The 15354-nt window shown below is 62.5% G+C and carries 14 protein-coding genes and 1 tRNA gene; 7 read left to right on the forward strand and 8 right to left on the reverse strand.

What is annotated here, in order from left to right:
- The coding region (locus tag VN004_RS09250; protein ID WP_325609211.1) for a thiamine pyrophosphate-binding protein at positions 1 to 1500 on the reverse strand (1500 nt) is incomplete at its 3' end.
- A 191-nt stretch (positions 1501 to 1691) separates the two neighbouring features.
- Between VN004_RS09250 and VN004_RS09255 the strand changes: the two genes are divergently transcribed.
- Positions 1692 to 2651, forward strand: a complete 960-nt coding sequence (locus tag VN004_RS09255; RefSeq protein WP_325609213.1) for a tripartite tricarboxylate transporter substrate binding protein — start codon at positions 1692 to 1694, stop codon at positions 2649 to 2651.
- A gap of 61 nt (positions 2652 to 2712) precedes the next feature.
- Here VN004_RS09255 and VN004_RS09260 read toward each other — a convergent pair whose 3' ends face one another.
- The 4 genes from VN004_RS09260 to VN004_RS09275 all read right to left on the reverse strand — a co-directional run bounded on the left by VN004_RS09260 (position 2713) and on the right by VN004_RS09275 (position 4647).
- Positions 2713 to 3336: a tetratricopeptide repeat protein gene (locus tag VN004_RS09260; RefSeq protein ID WP_325609215.1), complete on the reverse strand. Its 624-nt coding sequence runs from the start codon at positions 3334 to 3336 to the stop codon at positions 2713 to 2715.
- A gap of 106 nt (positions 3337 to 3442) precedes the next feature.
- On the reverse strand, positions 3443 to 3568 hold the full coding sequence (ykgO, locus tag VN004_RS09265) for a type B 50S ribosomal protein L36 (RefSeq protein WP_325609217.1): 126 nt from the start codon (positions 3566 to 3568) through the stop codon (positions 3443 to 3445).
- Positions 3569 to 4102: 534 nt separating this feature from the next.
- Entirely contained in the window at positions 4103 to 4339 is a 237-nt protein-coding gene (locus VN004_RS09270) for a hypothetical protein (protein WP_325609219.1), read from the reverse strand.
- Between the two features lie 233 nt (positions 4340 to 4572).
- Positions 4573 to 4647 (reverse strand) — tRNA-Val (locus tag VN004_RS09275).
- A gap of 199 nt (positions 4648 to 4846) precedes the next feature.
- On the opposite strand from VN004_RS09275, the gene VN004_RS09280 reads away from it, so the two are divergent.
- From VN004_RS09280 to VN004_RS09290, 3 genes are all read left to right on the forward strand, one after another.
- Positions 4847 to 5626, forward strand: a complete 780-nt coding sequence (locus tag VN004_RS09280) for an SAM-dependent methyltransferase (RefSeq protein WP_325609221.1) — start codon at positions 4847 to 4849, stop codon at positions 5624 to 5626.
- Positions 5627 to 5731: 105 nt separating this feature from the next.
- Positions 5732 to 7075, forward strand: a complete 1344-nt coding sequence (locus VN004_RS09285) for an APC family permease (RefSeq protein WP_325609223.1) — start codon at positions 5732 to 5734, stop codon at positions 7073 to 7075.
- A 49-nt stretch (positions 7076 to 7124) separates the two neighbouring features.
- Positions 7125 to 8732, forward strand: coding sequence for an NAD(P)/FAD-dependent oxidoreductase (locus VN004_RS09290; RefSeq protein ID WP_325609226.1), 1608 nt, complete (start codon positions 7125 to 7127; stop codon positions 8730 to 8732).
- A 206-nt stretch (positions 8733 to 8938) separates the two neighbouring features.
- Here VN004_RS09290 and cpdR read toward each other — a convergent pair whose 3' ends face one another.
- On the reverse strand, positions 8939 to 9310 hold the full coding sequence (cpdR, locus tag VN004_RS09295; RefSeq protein ID WP_325609228.1) for a cell cycle two-component system response regulator CpdR: 372 nt from the start codon (positions 9308 to 9310) through the stop codon (positions 8939 to 8941).
- Positions 9311 to 9582: 272 nt separating this feature from the next.
- Between cpdR and VN004_RS09300 the strand changes: the two genes are divergently transcribed.
- Positions 9583 to 10467 (forward strand): N-formylglutamate amidohydrolase, encoded by an 885-nt coding sequence (locus tag VN004_RS09300; RefSeq protein ID WP_325609230.1) that lies wholly within the window; start codon positions 9583 to 9585, stop codon positions 10465 to 10467.
- Between the two features lie 216 nt (positions 10468 to 10683).
- Here the strand turns inward: VN004_RS09300 and VN004_RS09305 are convergent, their stop codons facing one another.
- Positions 10684 to 11946, reverse strand: a complete 1263-nt coding sequence (locus VN004_RS09305) for an MFS transporter (protein WP_325609232.1) — start codon at positions 11944 to 11946, stop codon at positions 10684 to 10686.
- A gap of 139 nt (positions 11947 to 12085) precedes the next feature.
- Between VN004_RS09305 and hisN the strand changes: the two genes are divergently transcribed.
- Positions 12086 to 12865, forward strand: a complete 780-nt coding sequence (gene hisN, locus VN004_RS09310; protein ID WP_325609234.1) for a histidinol-phosphatase — start codon at positions 12086 to 12088, stop codon at positions 12863 to 12865.
- A gap of 57 nt (positions 12866 to 12922) precedes the next feature.
- Complete coding sequence (locus tag VN004_RS09315; protein ID WP_325609236.1) at positions 12923 to 14155, forward strand: adenylate/guanylate cyclase domain-containing protein; 1233 nt, start codon at positions 12923 to 12925, stop codon at positions 14153 to 14155.
- Positions 14156 to 14163: 8 nt separating this feature from the next.
- Here VN004_RS09315 and VN004_RS09320 read toward each other — a convergent pair whose 3' ends face one another.
- Positions 14164 to 15108, reverse strand: a complete 945-nt coding sequence (locus VN004_RS09320) for an alpha/beta hydrolase (protein WP_325609237.1) — start codon at positions 15106 to 15108, stop codon at positions 14164 to 14166.
- Positions 15109 to 15354 lie beyond the last annotated feature (246 nt).

Below are 15354 nucleotides of genomic sequence, written 5' to 3' on the forward strand. Positions count from 1 at the left end.
GGAGGCGATGTCGGCGCCAGGAAATTGCACGAAATCGACATTCAGGCCGTCGCGCCGGAAGCGATGGACTTCCGCGCCGTAAGCTTCGTCGTCATAGACCACAATGCACAGACGCAGCCCAAGCCTGACCGCGGTTTCCAGATCAGACAGCGACATAAAGAAACCGCCATCGCCGGTGACCAGAACCGCCAGTCGCTCCGGCTGCGAGGTGGCAAGCCCGATCGCCGAACCCATTCCAAGCCCGACCGACTGAAACGAAAAGCTCATGCAGCAGGCGCGCGCATCCGGGACCCGGAGATAGCGCGGAGCCCATCCCATGAAGTGGCCAGCGTCAGAAGCCAACGCGCGTTCCTTGGGCAGGATGCGATCGAGGGCTTTGCTCAGGGTGCGCGGATCGATGACGTTTCCGTCCGATTCGTCGTCATAAGGTTCATTGTGACTGGAGCCTGCCGCTATCTCCTGCCGCAGCTTTTCGCTGCGCCATCCGGTCCGCGCCGAGGTCGATTGACGACGGTCGAGTTCTTTGAGAATGGCGCGCGCAGTCGCGTCGGCATCACCCTGGATCGCATGCCGTACCGGTCGCTGCATGCCGAGGCGGCTCGCATCGATATCGATCTGCGCAAGGATGGATTTTGGAGTGATCATCCGGCCCATGCGCGTCGTCCACTGCGTGAATGTCGCGCCGAAGCCAAGGACGAGATCGCTTTGCGCCACCAGCTTCGCCGCGTACTGAGAAGCGAAACCACCGGATATCCCGATCGACCAGGGATTGCCGTTAAACAAGCCATGTCCGCATACGGTAGTCGCCATCACCGCACCGATGCGATCGCCGAGTTCGAGGAGACCTTGCTCGGCGCCGGAGATCACCGCACCCCGCCCGGCGAGAATGACCGGCCGTTTCGCTTTCAGAATGTCTTCTACAAGGCTCTCAATCGCCTCCGTGGCCGGAATGATCGGCCCCACGGGAGTCGGCATGCCGGGTGCTGAAATGCCCTCGGGCACCAATTGATCCTGCAAATCGATTGGGAGGCTCAACACCACTGTTTGACGATCGCGCATCGCGCGCGTTACGGCGCGAACCGTATCGTTCAGAGCAGTATGTGCCGAATGCACTCGCTCCGCCACGGCCCCAACCGACTGCGCCATTGCGCCTTGATCGAAATAGAAATTGGACGTGACGCCCCCGACAGGCGCGTCTCCGGCAAGCACCAGCAACGGCGTCCGGCTTTTGGCTGCTTCACCAATTCCGGTCAAAGCGTTGGTCAGCCCCGGCCCTGAATGCACGCTGAGCAACGTGAGTTCGCCCGTCGCCTTCGCGTACGCATCTGCCATTGTCGCTGCGTTGCCCTCATGCCGCGCCGGTACATAGCGAACACCTGAATTGATGAGTGCGTGCGTGACCTTGAAATTGGCCGTCCCAATCACGCCGAAGCATTGACGCGCACCAAGTTCGGCGAGTGTCTGCCCGACCTTGCCAGCAACCGTCTTGGACAGGCTCATCACTGATCTCCCTGTTCGGCGTTCCCGGCTCTTGTTTCGACGGGTTCTTGCCTTCATCGCACAGTTGACATTATTGTCAGATTTTCGTCTTATTTGTCAAACGACGATCACCGACGAAACCTGGCCGCAAAGAGCCAGCGAACAACAACCAAAACGCGCATAGGGAGATCCGCATGCCACTTCTAAGAAGAATGATTTCAGCAGCAATCGTGTGCGGCACGCTTGCCATAACGACATCCGCGATCGCGCAGCCCTATCCGGATCGGCCGATCAAATGGATGGTCGGTTATCCTGCGGGCGGAGCATCGGATTTCCTTGCGCGCGTGCTGTCTCAGAAGATGGCACCGGACCTCAAGCAGCCGCTGGTGATCGAAAACAAGCCGGGCGCCGCCGGCATCCTTTCAATGGATACTACTGCCAAGGCCCCAGGTGACGGCTATACGATCGCAAATACCGGCAATGGTGAGCTGGTCTACAATCTCGGGCTCTACAAGAAACTGCCCTACGATGCCGACAAGGATTTCGCGCTTGTCAGCACCATCGCAAAGCTGCCGATGGTCCTGATCGTCCAGCCGTCAATGCCGGTCAAAGATCTGAAGGATTTGATCGCGATTGCAAAAAAGGACCCGGGCAAACTAAATTACGGCTCGGGCGGAATCGGGCATCCGATTCAAATGGCGATGGAGATGCTGAAGTATCGGGCCGGCATTGACATCACGCCGATCGCCTACCGCGGCGTCGCTCCCGCCCTTCTGGATTTCCTCGCCGGTTCAATTTCGGTGATGTACGTCGATCTTGCAGCGAGCGTCGGCCTTATCCGCGAGGGCAAGGCGCGGCCTATTGCAGTTTCAACCAAGGAACGCTTGCAGGTCCTGCCGGACGTTCCCACGGTCGAGGAAAGCGGAATTAAGGATTACGACGTCTATGCTTGGCAGGGATTGATCGTCCCGGCCAAGACGCCGCCGGCCGCAATCGAGAGGCTGCGCACGTCGCTCAACACAGCGCTGAACGATGCTGATGTTCTCAAGCGGTTCAGCGAAGCCGGCGTGCTTCCGATGGTCCGCAACTCCGCGGAGTTCGCAAAACTTGTCCAGGACGACCGCGCGGTGTGGTTGCCGTTGATCAAATCGCTCAATCTCTCTCTGGACTGAGTACAGTCGGCGAGAGCTCGCTTCTCGCCGGCACCCAAACGGCAAGTCAGCCCGACGCCGGTTAGATCTCCCGCCCTTCGACCTTCTCGGTCAGCGATTTGATCAAATCGGGAATGCGCGGCATGTGCGGGTTGACCTCGATCGCCTTGCGATAAACCTCGAGGGCGCGCTTGTCCTCGCCGAGCTCCTGCATGATCAGACCGAGCCCGGCGAGGGCACCGAAATGCCGCGGCTCGCGCGCCAGCGTCTGGCGGAGATCCTGAAGCGAGCGGGTGAAATCCTTGCGCAGATAGTGGAGCGTCGCGCGGCGATTCCAGGCTTCGACATAATCGGGACGCAGCACCACGATCGAGTCGAGCAGCGTCACCGCAAGATCGAGATTCTTGGCATCGACCGCGCTGCGAACGCGGTTCATCAGGAGCGAGGCGGTATCGCTCGGGGTAATCATCCACAGAGCCCAGATGCGGCCCTCGATCGCCTTGGCGGCCTCCGGACTGGGCGCGGCCTTAAGCGCGCCGAACAGGAAGTCGATATCCTGCCCGCGTGGCACCTTCGGAAGCTTGGCCGGCGGTTCGGCGAAGGTCCGATCCTCACCGGAATTGCGGTCCTGAGCCGCAGCTGGAAAAAATGGCGCGCAAACTGCCAGCGCGCCGATCAGCGCGACGGCAGCCGTCCTGGACAGCATGGTTCGCATGCGCACGAACTTAAGCGCCGCCCTGCCGGACGGGCAAGCCCGCAATAACGTCACGCCTGCGTGAAATTGCGCCGGCGCGACCTTTCCTCGTTGCGGATCAGCCCTGGCGGGCTTTGAAGCGCTTCTGCGTCTTGTTGATGATGTAAACGCGGCCCTTGCGGCGCACGAGGCGATTGTCGCGGTGGCGGGCGCGCAGGGAACGAAGCGAATTGCGGACTTTCATGGCCGTTCTCGGATCTGGCGGCCATGAGGCCGCATCAAAAATGGCCGCGCAAGCGCGGCCGGGTTCGCGCGGAAACTAGGGATTTGCGGACAGGAAGTCAAACCCGGAAAGGGCCCGAAACCCTATCAAGATACCTCAATATCGACAGAAAGAAGGCCGCATGCCACGCGACATGCGGCCGGGATTTTCCTCAATATTTCGGGCACCAAGGCGAGAGGCAGAACGCGGCCGACGGGTCCCAGACGCCATGTTCGCCAGTCCACCAGCAGCGCTGGAAGCGGCAGCCCTACTTGCGCACGTGGTCTTGGTGACCCGCACCGTGCCCTAAGACGCCTACTTGGCACCCCGCGCCATGCTGTCTGCGCTGGTGCCGACCATGGCCACGCCGACCACGGCGGCTGCGAGCGTTTGCTTCACTCCCCAGTGAATTGCGATCGTTCAAGACGAGACAGATGTTCGGCTGCGACAGAAGCCCGCGGCGGCGCTTACCGCCCCGACGCAGGCCTCTTTCAACAGATCAGGCTGATGGTACGGTTACTTCGGGCACCAGGGCGACCAGCAGGCGAGCAGCGACGGATACCATTTCCCGTCGGCCCAGCAACGCTGCATCGTGCAGCCGGCCGGACCACAGGCGGCCGTCTTCAGAGCTCCGGGCGTGCAGGCCGCGGCGGCCTTCTTCTTGCCCTTTGCCATCGAGTCACCGGCCGAGCCAGCGATCGCGAGCGCGACAACCGCAGCTGCCAGCGCAAATTTCGTCATTGTTTTCTTCATGATTCAGCTCCCCCAGAGAAATGCGATAGGTCGGCGATCGGCCAGCTTTACGCCCGTCGCCGCGCCGCGCCCCGATCGGCAGATCGCACGCAGCCCAAGCCGGTTTTGTGTGACTTGCCATGAATGCGATGTGAACGAGTTCCCGCGCGCAGGCGCCCCGGGGCGTCGGCGTCACCGGTCCTGAAAGGCTTGCAATCAAGGCCAAGGTGATCGCGGGCGGTCCGGATCTGTGATGGTGGGCGCGACAGGGATCGAACCTGTGACCCCTACCATGTCAAGGTAGTGCTCTTCCGCTGAGCTACGCGCCCGTGTCCGGTGTTGCGGACCGAGGCGCCCCTATAGTCTGTCGACCGGTATGAAGCAAGCTTTCGGCGAAACCTTGCGCCACGGCGAACCGGTTCCAAAGCCGCCATAAAGGGAATAAGGATCGCGCATAAGGTGTACGCCTTGCAGCCCGGGCGACGGCCGGGACGCAAGAACACAGCACACGCCCATAGGGAGCTTCGAATGATTTCGCGCCTGGTATCGTTTCGTCCCACCGTCTATGCGCTGACCCTCGCTGCCGGCCTCGTCGCCGCGAGCGTGGCTCAAGCGCAGCAGGAGCCGCGTCTCGACGTCATCTATGTCCCGACCCCGCAGGAAGTGGTGGATCGGATGCTCGAACTCGCCAAGGTCGGGTCCGGCGATTACATGATCGACTTCGGTTGCGGCGACGGCCGCATGGTCGTGACGGCGGCAAAGCGCGGCGCGCGCGGCTATGGCGTCGACATCAACCCGCAGCGCATCAAGGAAGCCAAGGAAAACGCCGCGAAGGCCGGCGTCACCGACAAGGTCGAATTCAAGATCGCGAATCTGTTCGAGGAGGATCTGAGCAAGGCCGATGTCATGGCGATGTACCTGCTCACCGACATCAACCTGCGGCTGCGCCCGAAGATCCTCGACACCATGAAGCCCGGTTCGCGCATCGTCTCGCACGCTTTCGACATGGGTGACTGGAAGCCGGAGGTCCACGAGAACGTGAACGGCCGCAACGTGTATTTCTGGATCGTGCCAGCCAAGGTCGGCGGCAAATGGCAGGTCGACGGCGCCCAGAAGATGACGCTCGACCTCGATCAGAAATACCAGTTTTTCACCGGCAAGGCCGACATCGGCGGCAAGACCGTCGACATCACCGACGGCAAGCTGACCGGCGCCAACATCACCTTCAAGGTCGATGGCAAGACCTATAGCGGCAAAGTCTCCGGCGATTCGATTGCCGGAGACGGCTGGAAGGCCACCAAGGCCTGATCGCTTGGAGGGCTTTTCCAGCCTTCGCTAACCGGCCACAATAGGAAGACGGATCTTCGCGGTCCGTTTTCCTCTCACATTTGCGCGGCGCGCAGGATTTTCTCAATGACAACGCAAAGCTCGAACGCGCCGCGCGCCAGTCTCTCCGTTACTGACGGCGCGCTGATGATGGTCGGCATCATCATCGGCATCGGCATCTTCAAGACACCGCAACTCGTCGCGCTGTTCAGTCCCAATGAATGGGTTTTTGTCGCGCTCTGGCTATGCGGCGGCCTGACCACGCTGATTGGCGCGCTGGTCTATTCCGAACTCGCCGCGGCGTATCCCTCCACCGGCGGCGAGTATCATTTTCTGACCCGCGCCTATGGCTTGCCGGTCGGATTCCTGTTTGCCTGGGCGCGTACCACCGTCATCCAGACTGGCGCGATCGCGGCCGTCGCCTTTGTATTCGGCGATTACGCTCAGGAGATGTTCTCGCTGGGCAGCTATGGCTCTGCGATCTACGGCGCGCTGGCATTGGTCATGCTGACGCTCGTCAACATTGCCGGCACTTATCAAAGCAAGATCGCCCAGAACATCCTGACCGTGATCCTCGTCGCCGCCATGGCAATGATGGTCGTCGTTGGGCTGATGAATTTGGGCAGCAAGCCGCCCGTTGCCGCCACAGGTTCCGGACCGGGATACGGCATGCTCGGCCTCGCAATGGTTTTCATTCTGCTGACTTACGGTGGCTGGAACGAGGCCGCGTATCTTTCGGGCGATGTCCGCGACGTCGGGCGCGACATGGTCCGCCTCCTGTTGGCGGGCACCGCCATCGTCACCCTCGTCTATGTGCTTGTGAATATCGGCTACCTCTTTGCCCTCGGTCTCGAAGGCATGCGCAAGAGCGACGCCATCGCCGCCGATGTCATGCGCCTGGCTTTCGGACAATCCGGCGCCATCATCGTCAGCATGATTGTCTGTGTTGCCGCTCTCACCACCATGAACGCGACCATCTTCACCGGCGCCCGGCTTTACCACGCGCTGGGACAGGATCTGGCGCTCGAAAAGCTGCGGGTCTGGGACGACGTGCGTAACAACCCGCGCAATGCGATCATCGTGCAGAGCATCATCGCATTCGTGCTGATCTGTTTCGGCGCGATGGCGCGCGACGGCTTCAAGGCGATGGTCGAATATACGGCGCCGGTGTTCTGGTTTTTTCTGATGCTGGTCGGGATTTCGCTGTTCGTGCTGCGCCGGCGCGAGCCCGATCATCCTCGACCGTTCAAGGTGCCGCTCTATCCGGTGACTCCAATCCTGTTCTGCCTGATCTGCGGCTATCTGATCTATTCCAGCCTGGTCTATACAGGGCGCGGCGCGCTGTTCGGCATCGCAGTCCTGCTGGTCGGCATTCCGCTGCTCGGCCTTGTTCGCAGGAAGCGGCGGCGCATGGCGGCGGCAGCGGAGTAATTTCCCGCACTCGCCCGCGCGCTCCGCGGGCAGCGGACAAGGGCGAGCGATGGCCGAATCCTTCGACGTCCTCATCATCGGCGCCGGACATAACGGTCTGGTTTGTGCCGCCTATCTCGGCATGGCCGGGCTGAAGGTGAAGCTCGTGGAGCGCCGCCCGGTGGTCGGCGGCGCCGCCGTGACCGAGGCGTTTCACCCCGGTTTCCGCAATTCGGTCGCAGCCTACACGGTGAGCCTCCTCAATCCGAAGGTGATCCGCGACCTCGATCTCGCCGGTCACGGACTGAAAATCGTCGAGCGCCGCGCGCTGAACTTCCTGCCGACCGAAGACGGCCGCTATCTTCTCACCGGCGAAGGGCGCACAAAGTCCGAGATCGCAAAGTTCAGCACAAAGGACGCCGATGCCTACGACGCCTATGGGCAGGAGCTCGAGGCCATCACTGATGTGCTGCGCGATCTCGTGCTGCAGCAACCGCCCAACCTCGTGCAGGGCTGGAATGCACGCTCGTTTCGCGAGGCGTTGCGTCTCGCCTTCGTCGGCAAGCGGCTGCGCAAGCTCGACATGGAGCGCCAGCGCGCACTTCTCGACCTGTTCGCCAAGTCCGCCGCCGATTATCTCGACGGATTTTTCGAGAGCGATCCGATCAAGGCGGTGCTCGGCTTCGATGCCGTGGTCGGCAATTACGCCAGCCCCTACACGCCGAACTCGGCCTATGTGCTGCTACACCATTGCTTCGGCGAGGTGAACGGCAAAAAGGGCATCTGGGGCCATGCCATCGGCGGCATGGGCGCGATCACCCAGGCGATGGCGAAGTCGGCCGCTTCATACGGCGCCGATATCGAAACCAAAGCCGGCGTCCGCGAAGTGATCGTCGAGAAGGGCCGCGCCACCGGTGTCGTGCTGGATGACGGCCGCGTTCTCCGCGCGCGCGCGGTCGTCGCCAATGTCAATCCGCGACTTCTTTATGAGCGGCTCGTACCGGACACGGCGCTGCCACCGGCCTTTCTCGCGCGCATGAAGCGGTGGAAATGCGGATCGGGCACCTTCCGGATGAATGTCGCGCTCTCCGAACTGCCGAGCTTCACCGCCCTGCCCGGACGCGACCTCGCCGACCACCATACCGCCGGCATCATCATCGCGCCGTCGCTTGCGTATATGGACCGCGCCTATGACGACGCACGCAAATTCGGCTGGAGCCGCGCGCCGATCGTGGAAATGCTGATTCCCTCGACGCTTGACGATTCGCTCGCGCCTAAGGGCGCGCATGTCGCGAGCCTGTTCTGCCAGCATGTCGCGCCGGAATTGCCGGACGGCGCATCATGGGATGCCCATCGCGACGAGGTCGCGGACCTGATGATCGCGACGGTCGACAAATACGCTCCGGGATTCAAGCAGAGCGTGATTGCGCGCAAGGCGCTGACCCCGCTGGATCTCGAACGCGATTTCGGCCTGATCGGCGGCGACATCTTCCACGGCGCGATGACGCTCGACCAGATTTTTTCCGCACGGCCGATGCTCGGCTATGCCGACTATCGCTCGCCGGTCGCGGGGCTTTATCTCTGCGGCTCGGGCACGCATCCCGGCGGCGGCGTCACCGGCGCGCCGGGTCATAATGCGGCGAAGGTGATCGCGAGCGATTTGCGAAGGCGGCGTTGAATGTCGTTGCCGGGGCGCAACGAAGCTGCGTGACCCGGCAATCCACCACACAAAAAGATGGATGGCCGGGTCAAGCCCGGCCATGACAACAGAACCGGCCGGGTTACGCCCGGCAATGGCGGTGAATGAACATGCGGCCACATGGTTCGAGACGCGCCCGTCGGGCGCCTCTCACTATGAGGCCGGGAATGGTTTACGCGAAAGTCTTAGGCCGCCAGCATCTTCTGGACCTCGTTGACGAGGTCGCGCAGATGCACCGGCTTCGACAGCACCTTCGCGTGCTTGGGCGCCTGGGAATCGGCATTCAATGCAACGGCCGCAAAGCCGGTGATAAACATGATCTTGATGTCCGGATCGAGCTCCGAGGCGCGGCGCGCCAGTTCGATCCCGTCCATCTCGGGCATCACGATATCGGTCAGCAGCAATTCGAAAGGCTCTTCGCGCAGCCGCTGATAGGCCGAAAGCCCGTTGTCGTATGACACGACGTTGAAGCCGGCATTCTGCAACGCCTTCACGAGGAAGCGCCGCATGTCGGTATCATCTTCAGCAAGCAGGATTTTCGGCAGATCGTTACTCATAAACTCAACCGATCTCATGATCCGCCCGGTAGGGCGGCCAAGCTTCCATGTCCGGGGCCGAGTTTGCAAGATGGCGGCGCCGATATGCGCCCGCCGCTTTCTCCCTGCCCCTGATCCATTAGCGGGGTGCCCGGTAAATATCGGGTGAAAGCAAAGGCCCGCCGGACGAAACCCGTTCAAAAAACTGCATCGGACGGCGAAAAAAGATACCGGAAAGCGGTCCGGACGCCTATGTTGCGAACTCACAACGGCCAGAAGAATTATCGGTGTCGATGACGGTTTCCGACGATTTCGACCCCCCATTCGATGTGATCGAGCCGGATCAGTACCGCGGTCCGGTGGTCTTCAACTCACCGCATAGCGGCTCGGTTTACCCGCGCACGTTTCTGATGGCCGCCCGGCTGGATCATGCCACACTGCGGCGAAGCGAGGATTCATTCGTCGACGAATTGATCGCTGGCGTGGTGCCGCGCGGCTTTCCGATGATGCGTGCGCATTTTCCGCGCTGCTATGTCGATGTGAATCGCGAACCCTACGAACTCGATCCGCGCATGTTCGATGGCCGGCTGCCGTCCTTCGCCAATACGCGTTCGATGCGGGTTGCCGGCGGGCTTGGAACCGTGGCGCGCGTTGTCGGCGACGCCCAGGAAATCTACGACCAGCGCATCTCGGTCGATGACGCGCTGCGGCGCATCGAGAGCCTCTACAAGCCCTATCACCGGGCCCTGCGCCGCCTGTTCACGAAGGTGCATTCGGATTTCGGGACGGCCGTGCTGATCGATTGCCATTCGATGCCATCCGCGACCGGCTCGCGTGACGACCGCCCCCGCGCCGACGTCGTGATCGGCGATCGCTACGGAACGAGTTGCGTCGCGGCGGTGGCAGAGACCGCAGAACAGCTTCTGCGCTCGCTCGGCTACACGGTGAGCCGCAACAAGCCCTATGCCGGCGGCTTCATCACCGAGCATTACGGCAACCCGTCCGCGGGACTGCATGCGCTGCAGATCGAACTCAATCGCGCGCTCTACATGAACGAACGCAATCACGAGCGCACAGCGGGCTTTCGCCGGCTGGCCAAGGATCTCGAGACGCTGGCTGATGCTGTGGCCGCAATTCCACTGGAAGAATTGCGGCCTTATCGATCTGCCGCGGAGTGATGCGGTAGCGGAGGCCTTCGCGCCGTCACGTCCACATGCGCATCTGACAAGAAAAAGGGGCTGAAAAGAAAAAAGGGCCGCTAGTGATCTAGCGGCCCAAGTCTAGGGAGGAAACGCCCAAGGAGGGCGGCGGGAATGTGCGAAGCACATTGCCGCGCTGCAGCAATATTGCATTGCGCCGCACCAAAAGCAAGTGAAAACGTCAGTGTCACTGACCTATCCCCAAGAGGGGGGCGAACGCCGCGGATCGCGCGCCCACAAAAAGATTAATAGAGTCAACAAGATAAAGACTGCCTGGAACCCGAACACGGCTCGGTATGCATTTAATGCATACCCCTCTGTCGTGATGGGAAACAGATCGATAACGGCTCCGGTGACGCTTTGGCTCACGAACACCCCTCCCATCGTGCCCATATTCATGAGCGTCATGCCGCGTCCGACCAGCACCGGGGGAAAAAGCGACTTGCCGTTGGCGATCACGACGGACAGCACCGCCGGGAACAGCCCGATCGCGACAAACCACAAGAACAGGGCAATCGGACTGAATATGCCGACGATCGCGGCAAGCCCCAGGGTCGCCGCAGTCAGCAGCAGGCCAATCAGGATCGGTATCTTGTAGCTGTTGAAGAGGCGATCGCTCGGTCCCCACAGCATCGATCCGACGATCTGCGCGAGGACCGCGACGAACAGCATGTTGCCGCGTTCGGTAAGAGAATAGCCGTAGATATGCGTCAGGTACGGACCGCCCCATAATCCGACCACCACGACAAAGCTGGAATAGCTCGCGAGCTGGACCGCAAAGACCGGCCAGAAGGACGGCACGCGGATCGCTGCCAGGGTCCCCTTGAGGCTGTCCCGCAGGGTCTCGCGCGCACGCGGCGTGCCGTCCTTGTCGTCCTTCACGACGACGGAGACGAGGATCGCGGCCGCAACCACCATGCCCGCGATCACCACGAAACTCATGCGCCAGCCGATCAGCGCCACCGCGAACGCAAAGGGCGCGGTCGCAAGCAGGGTTCCGACGGTGCCGAGCCCGAGCTGCACGCCGACCAATGTCGCGAAGCGATCCGGCGGGAAACGCTTCGCATAGAGCGCCAGCGGCGCCATCAAATAGCAGGACGAGCCGAGCCCCATAAGAACGCGCGCGACCGTCAGCCAGAACGGGGAGGCCACCGCCGCAAACATCAGCGTGCCGACGATCGCGATGCCCGCGCAGACCAGCATGCAGCGGCGCGGCCCGTAGCGATCGAGCGCGACGCCGAGCGGAATCTGGGCCGCGGCGAACGAAAAGAAGAAGACGCTCGATAAAAGGCCGACTTCGGACGCCGACAGATTGAGTTCGGTCGCCAGATTCGGCGCGATGACGCCTACCGAGTTCCGCAGGAACTGGCTGACCATGTAAATGCCGGCGAGCGCCATCACCAGCACGACCGTATCGCGCGTCGCAATGGAATCCCGGCGCGCCACGTCCGCTGTCATGGTTCCCGGCCTAAGAGCGGTTGGTGCAAGCAAGGGGCTGTGTGTTGGCACGGCCGCGCGGTCGCGACAAGGCACGCGCTCGGTTGCCGGGGCTGCGCCGATTCGATAGGTGGAGATCGACACGGGCGCGGCGGGACACATGACGGCAATCGATTTTGCGGCATTCATCGATCAGCTTGCCGCGGTTTCCGGGGAGACGATTCTCCCGTTTTTCCGCACATCGCTCGGCATCGACGACAAGGGCCCCGCCGGACATTTCGATCCGGTGACCGCCGCCGATCGCGCCGCCGAACAGGCGATGCGTACGCTGATCCGGCGGACCTTTCCGGAGCACGGCATCATTGGCGAGGAATTCGGTCAGGAACGCGCAGAGGCGGAATATGTCTGGGTGCTCGACCCGATCGACGGCACCAAATCGTTTATCGCCGGAATGCCGGTCTGGGGCACGCTGATTGCACTGACCCGGCTCGGCGAGCCGGTCTTCGGCCTGATGAATCAGCCCTTCACGCGCGAATTGTTTTCCGGCGACGGCCTCGCCGCGGAATATCGAGGGCCGGCCGGCAAGCGAAAGCTGCGTACGCGGCCCTGCGCCGGATTGTCGGACGCCATCCTGTTCACCACCAGTCCCTTGCTGATGGACGAGAATGACCGGGCGACCTTTCGCAAGGTCGAAGAACGGGTGAAGCTCTCGCGTTATGGCGGCGACTGCTATGCCTATTGCATGCTGGCGGCCGGGCACATCGATCTCGTGATCGAAACCGGGCTCAAGCCCTACGATATTCTTCCGCTGATCCCCATCCTCAATGGCGCTGGCGCCATCGTGACCTCGTGGGATGGCGGTCCGGCTGGACTTGGCGGCGCAGTCGTCGCGGCCAGCGACCCGCGCGTGCATGCAGCGGCCCTTGAGCTATTACGCTAGGGCGGCCGTGCGCTCATGGGATTGACCGGTGAGGTTTGCGGCCCACATGCTGGCCGCATGATCGACGGTCAGAAGATCAACGCCCTGAACGAATGGCTCGCGGAAGCCGGGCTGAACGGCACGCCTGAAGACGTACTGGTCACCGGCTTCTGCGAACGGGCCAGGGACGCCGGTATTCCGCTGGCCCGGTCGCTGGTGCTGATCGACACGCTGCATCCGGTCTATGAGGGCCGGCTGGTGCGGTGGGGCCATGATGCCTCGCAGCCCGGAATGGTCGAATACGGCCGCACCGTCGTGCCGGATGGCGTTCCGCTCGCCGCCGATCAGGAAAAGGGCGCGGCGACCTGGCGGCAAAGTCCGTTCTTTCACATGCTGCAGACCGGACAGAGCCTTCTCAAACTGACCGAAGAGCACGCATCGGTCTTTCCGGTCATACGGGATTATCTCGCCGCCGGCATGAAGGGCGGCATCGCCATCGTCAAACGGTTCGCACCGGAGGGCGTCATCGGCGAGATGGACGCGGTCTATTCGAGCTGGATGACCACGCAACCGGGCGGGTTCGACGATCACCAGGTGGATGCGCTTGTGCGCACGGTGCCGATGCTGTCGCTTGCGGTGAAGACCGCGGCGCTGACCCGCATGACCGGCACGCTGCTCGACACCTATCTCGGCCGCGACGCCGCCCGGCGCGTCCTTTCGGGCCGCATCATGCGTGGTGTCGCCGACCGGATCGATGCCGCGATCTGGTTCAGCGACCTGCGCGGCTTCACCCGCGTCACCGATTCCGCGCCCGAGCAGGTGATCCCGCTGCTCAACGATTATGCCGATGTGATCGTCTCGGCGGTCCACGATCAGGGCGGTGACGTGCTCAAGCTGATCGGGGATGGAATTCTTGCGATCTTCACCACCGGCGACCGCGCCCGCTGCTGCTCCTGCGCGCTCGATGCCGCGACGGCTGCGCGCCGGGATGTCGCAGCCCTGAACGCGCGGCGTCAGGCGGACGCGCTTCCGGTCACCGACATGTATGTCGGGCTGCATGTCGGCGAAGTCTTATACGGCAATATCGGCTCCATCGACCGGCTCGACTTTACCGTCGTGGGACCTGCAGTGAACGAAGCGAGCCGGATCGCGGCAATGTGCCGATCGGTCGAACAGCCGGTCCTGGTCTCTGAAACCTTCGCGGCGGTCGATGGCATGCGCGAGCGGCTCGTTTCGGTCGGGCGCTATGCGCTGCGCGGGGTCGAACGGCCGCAGGAATTGTTCACGCTGGAGCCTGCCGCAACGGCGTAACCGCGCCGTCAGAATTCCGGCGTGCCCGGTACGAAGGCATCGAACGCCGCCCAGAACTGCGCGCGGTAGCGGTCGGTTTCCATCATCATCTCATGGCGCGAACCGGCGATGATCAGATGCGATCCGGATCGCAATCGTCCGGCAAATTCCTCGATCGCCGATGTGGAAACCGTGACGTCGCGACCGGCGGCGATCATCAGGATCGGCTGACGGATCTTTCCCGGATAATTGACGTTCTCGAACTCCCGCATCATCGAGAAGGCGGCGGCCGCCCACGCATTCGTCGGCGAACCGAGACCGAGCGCCGGCTCGGCTTCCAACACCGCCGCGGTCCGCGCGTGACGCACCGGATCCGACGTCAGCACATTGCCGAGAAAAGGCTGCGCGGCGATCACCGTCGGGCTACCGCCGGGGACATAGGACGTGCCAAGGCCGATGCCGTTCAGGAAGATCACCACCGGCTTCGCGAACGGCGTCAGCAATTGCGGACCGAGCTTGATCAGGGGCGCACACAGCACCATGCGATCGAACCAACGATAGCCGCGATAGGCGATGCGGGTGAGGATCGAGGCACCCATCGAATGGCCGATCGCGAAATAGGGCGGCGGACAATCCGGCAGCACCACCTCGCGCATGAAGGTTTCGAGATCGGTTTCGTATTCGCGAAAGCTCTCGACATATCCCTTCTTGGTATCGCGGAGCACATGCTGCGACAGCCCTTGGCCACGCCAGTCCAGGGTGGCCACCGCGAAGCCGCGCTGCCGCAACTCGCGGACGACCTCGAAATACTTTTCGATGAACTCGGCGCGGCCGTGGAAAATGCACACGGTGCCCTTGCGCCCCGGAGGCGGCGCCCAGCGCGCGAAACGCAGCTCGATGCGGTCCGGCGTCTGCAAGGTGCCGACGACCACGTCCTCGGGAACCGGATTCGCGGGGATGGAAATGAGTTTCATCGGAAGGCTGTGCGCTTGATCCGGCGAAGCGGGAACCGGTTCGCCGGCGGCGGCGGGTGCGGCGTTATAGCAGGGGTCGCGTCAGTCTCAATGGGTTGCAGGGACAGCGGGCAGCCTGCGTGGAAGCGCCGGTAAGCCGTTGTTTTTCAAGATTTGGCTCCCCCTTGACGAAAAAACGCTGCTTCCTAGATCAAAGGTGCGCCGGCCATCAGGCGGCGCAATCCAGTGGTCCGGCCCATTTGGGCG

This window comes from Pseudorhodoplanes sp. (assembly GCF_035565855.1).
Lineage (GTDB): Bacteria > Pseudomonadota > Alphaproteobacteria > Rhizobiales > Xanthobacteraceae > Pseudorhodoplanes.

Excerpts from the sequence above, each read along its gene's own strand:
- hisN (WP_325609234.1), top strand. The coding sequence starts at position 12,086 with ATGACGGCAATCGATTTTGCGGCATTCATCGATCAGCTTGCCGCGGTT.
- VN004_RS09320 (WP_325609237.1), bottom strand. The coding sequence starts at position 15,108 with ATGAAACTCATTTCCATCCCCGCGAATCCGGTTCCCGAGGACGTGGTC.
- ykgO (WP_325609217.1), bottom strand. The coding sequence starts at position 3,568 with ATGAAAGTCCGCAATTCGCTTCGTTCCCTGCGCGCCCGCCACCGCGAC.
- VN004_RS09305 (WP_325609232.1), bottom strand. The coding sequence starts at position 11,946 with ATGACAGCGGACGTGGCGCGCCGGGATTCCATTGCGACGCGCGATACG.
- VN004_RS09255 (WP_325609213.1), top strand. The coding sequence starts at position 1,692 with ATGATTTCAGCAGCAATCGTGTGCGGCACGCTTGCCATAACGACATCC.
- VN004_RS09285 (WP_325609223.1), top strand. The coding sequence starts at position 5,732 with ATGACAACGCAAAGCTCGAACGCGCCGCGCGCCAGTCTCTCCGTTACT.
- VN004_RS09260 (WP_325609215.1), bottom strand. The coding sequence starts at position 3,336 with ATGCTGTCCAGGACGGCTGCCGTCGCGCTGATCGGCGCGCTGGCAGTT.
- VN004_RS09270 (WP_325609219.1), bottom strand. The coding sequence starts at position 4,339 with ATGAAGAAAACAATGACGAAATTTGCGCTGGCAGCTGCGGTTGTCGCG.
- VN004_RS09300 (WP_325609230.1), top strand. The coding sequence starts at position 9,583 with ATGACGGTTTCCGACGATTTCGACCCCCCATTCGATGTGATCGAGCCG.
- cpdR (WP_325609228.1), bottom strand. The coding sequence starts at position 9,310 with ATGAGTAACGATCTGCCGAAAATCCTGCTTGCTGAAGATGATACCGAC.
- VN004_RS09290 (WP_325609226.1), top strand. The coding sequence starts at position 7,125 with ATGGCCGAATCCTTCGACGTCCTCATCATCGGCGCCGGACATAACGGT.
- VN004_RS09280 (WP_325609221.1), top strand. The coding sequence starts at position 4,847 with ATGATTTCGCGCCTGGTATCGTTTCGTCCCACCGTCTATGCGCTGACC.
- VN004_RS09315 (WP_325609236.1), top strand. The coding sequence starts at position 12,923 with ATGATCGACGGTCAGAAGATCAACGCCCTGAACGAATGGCTCGCGGAA.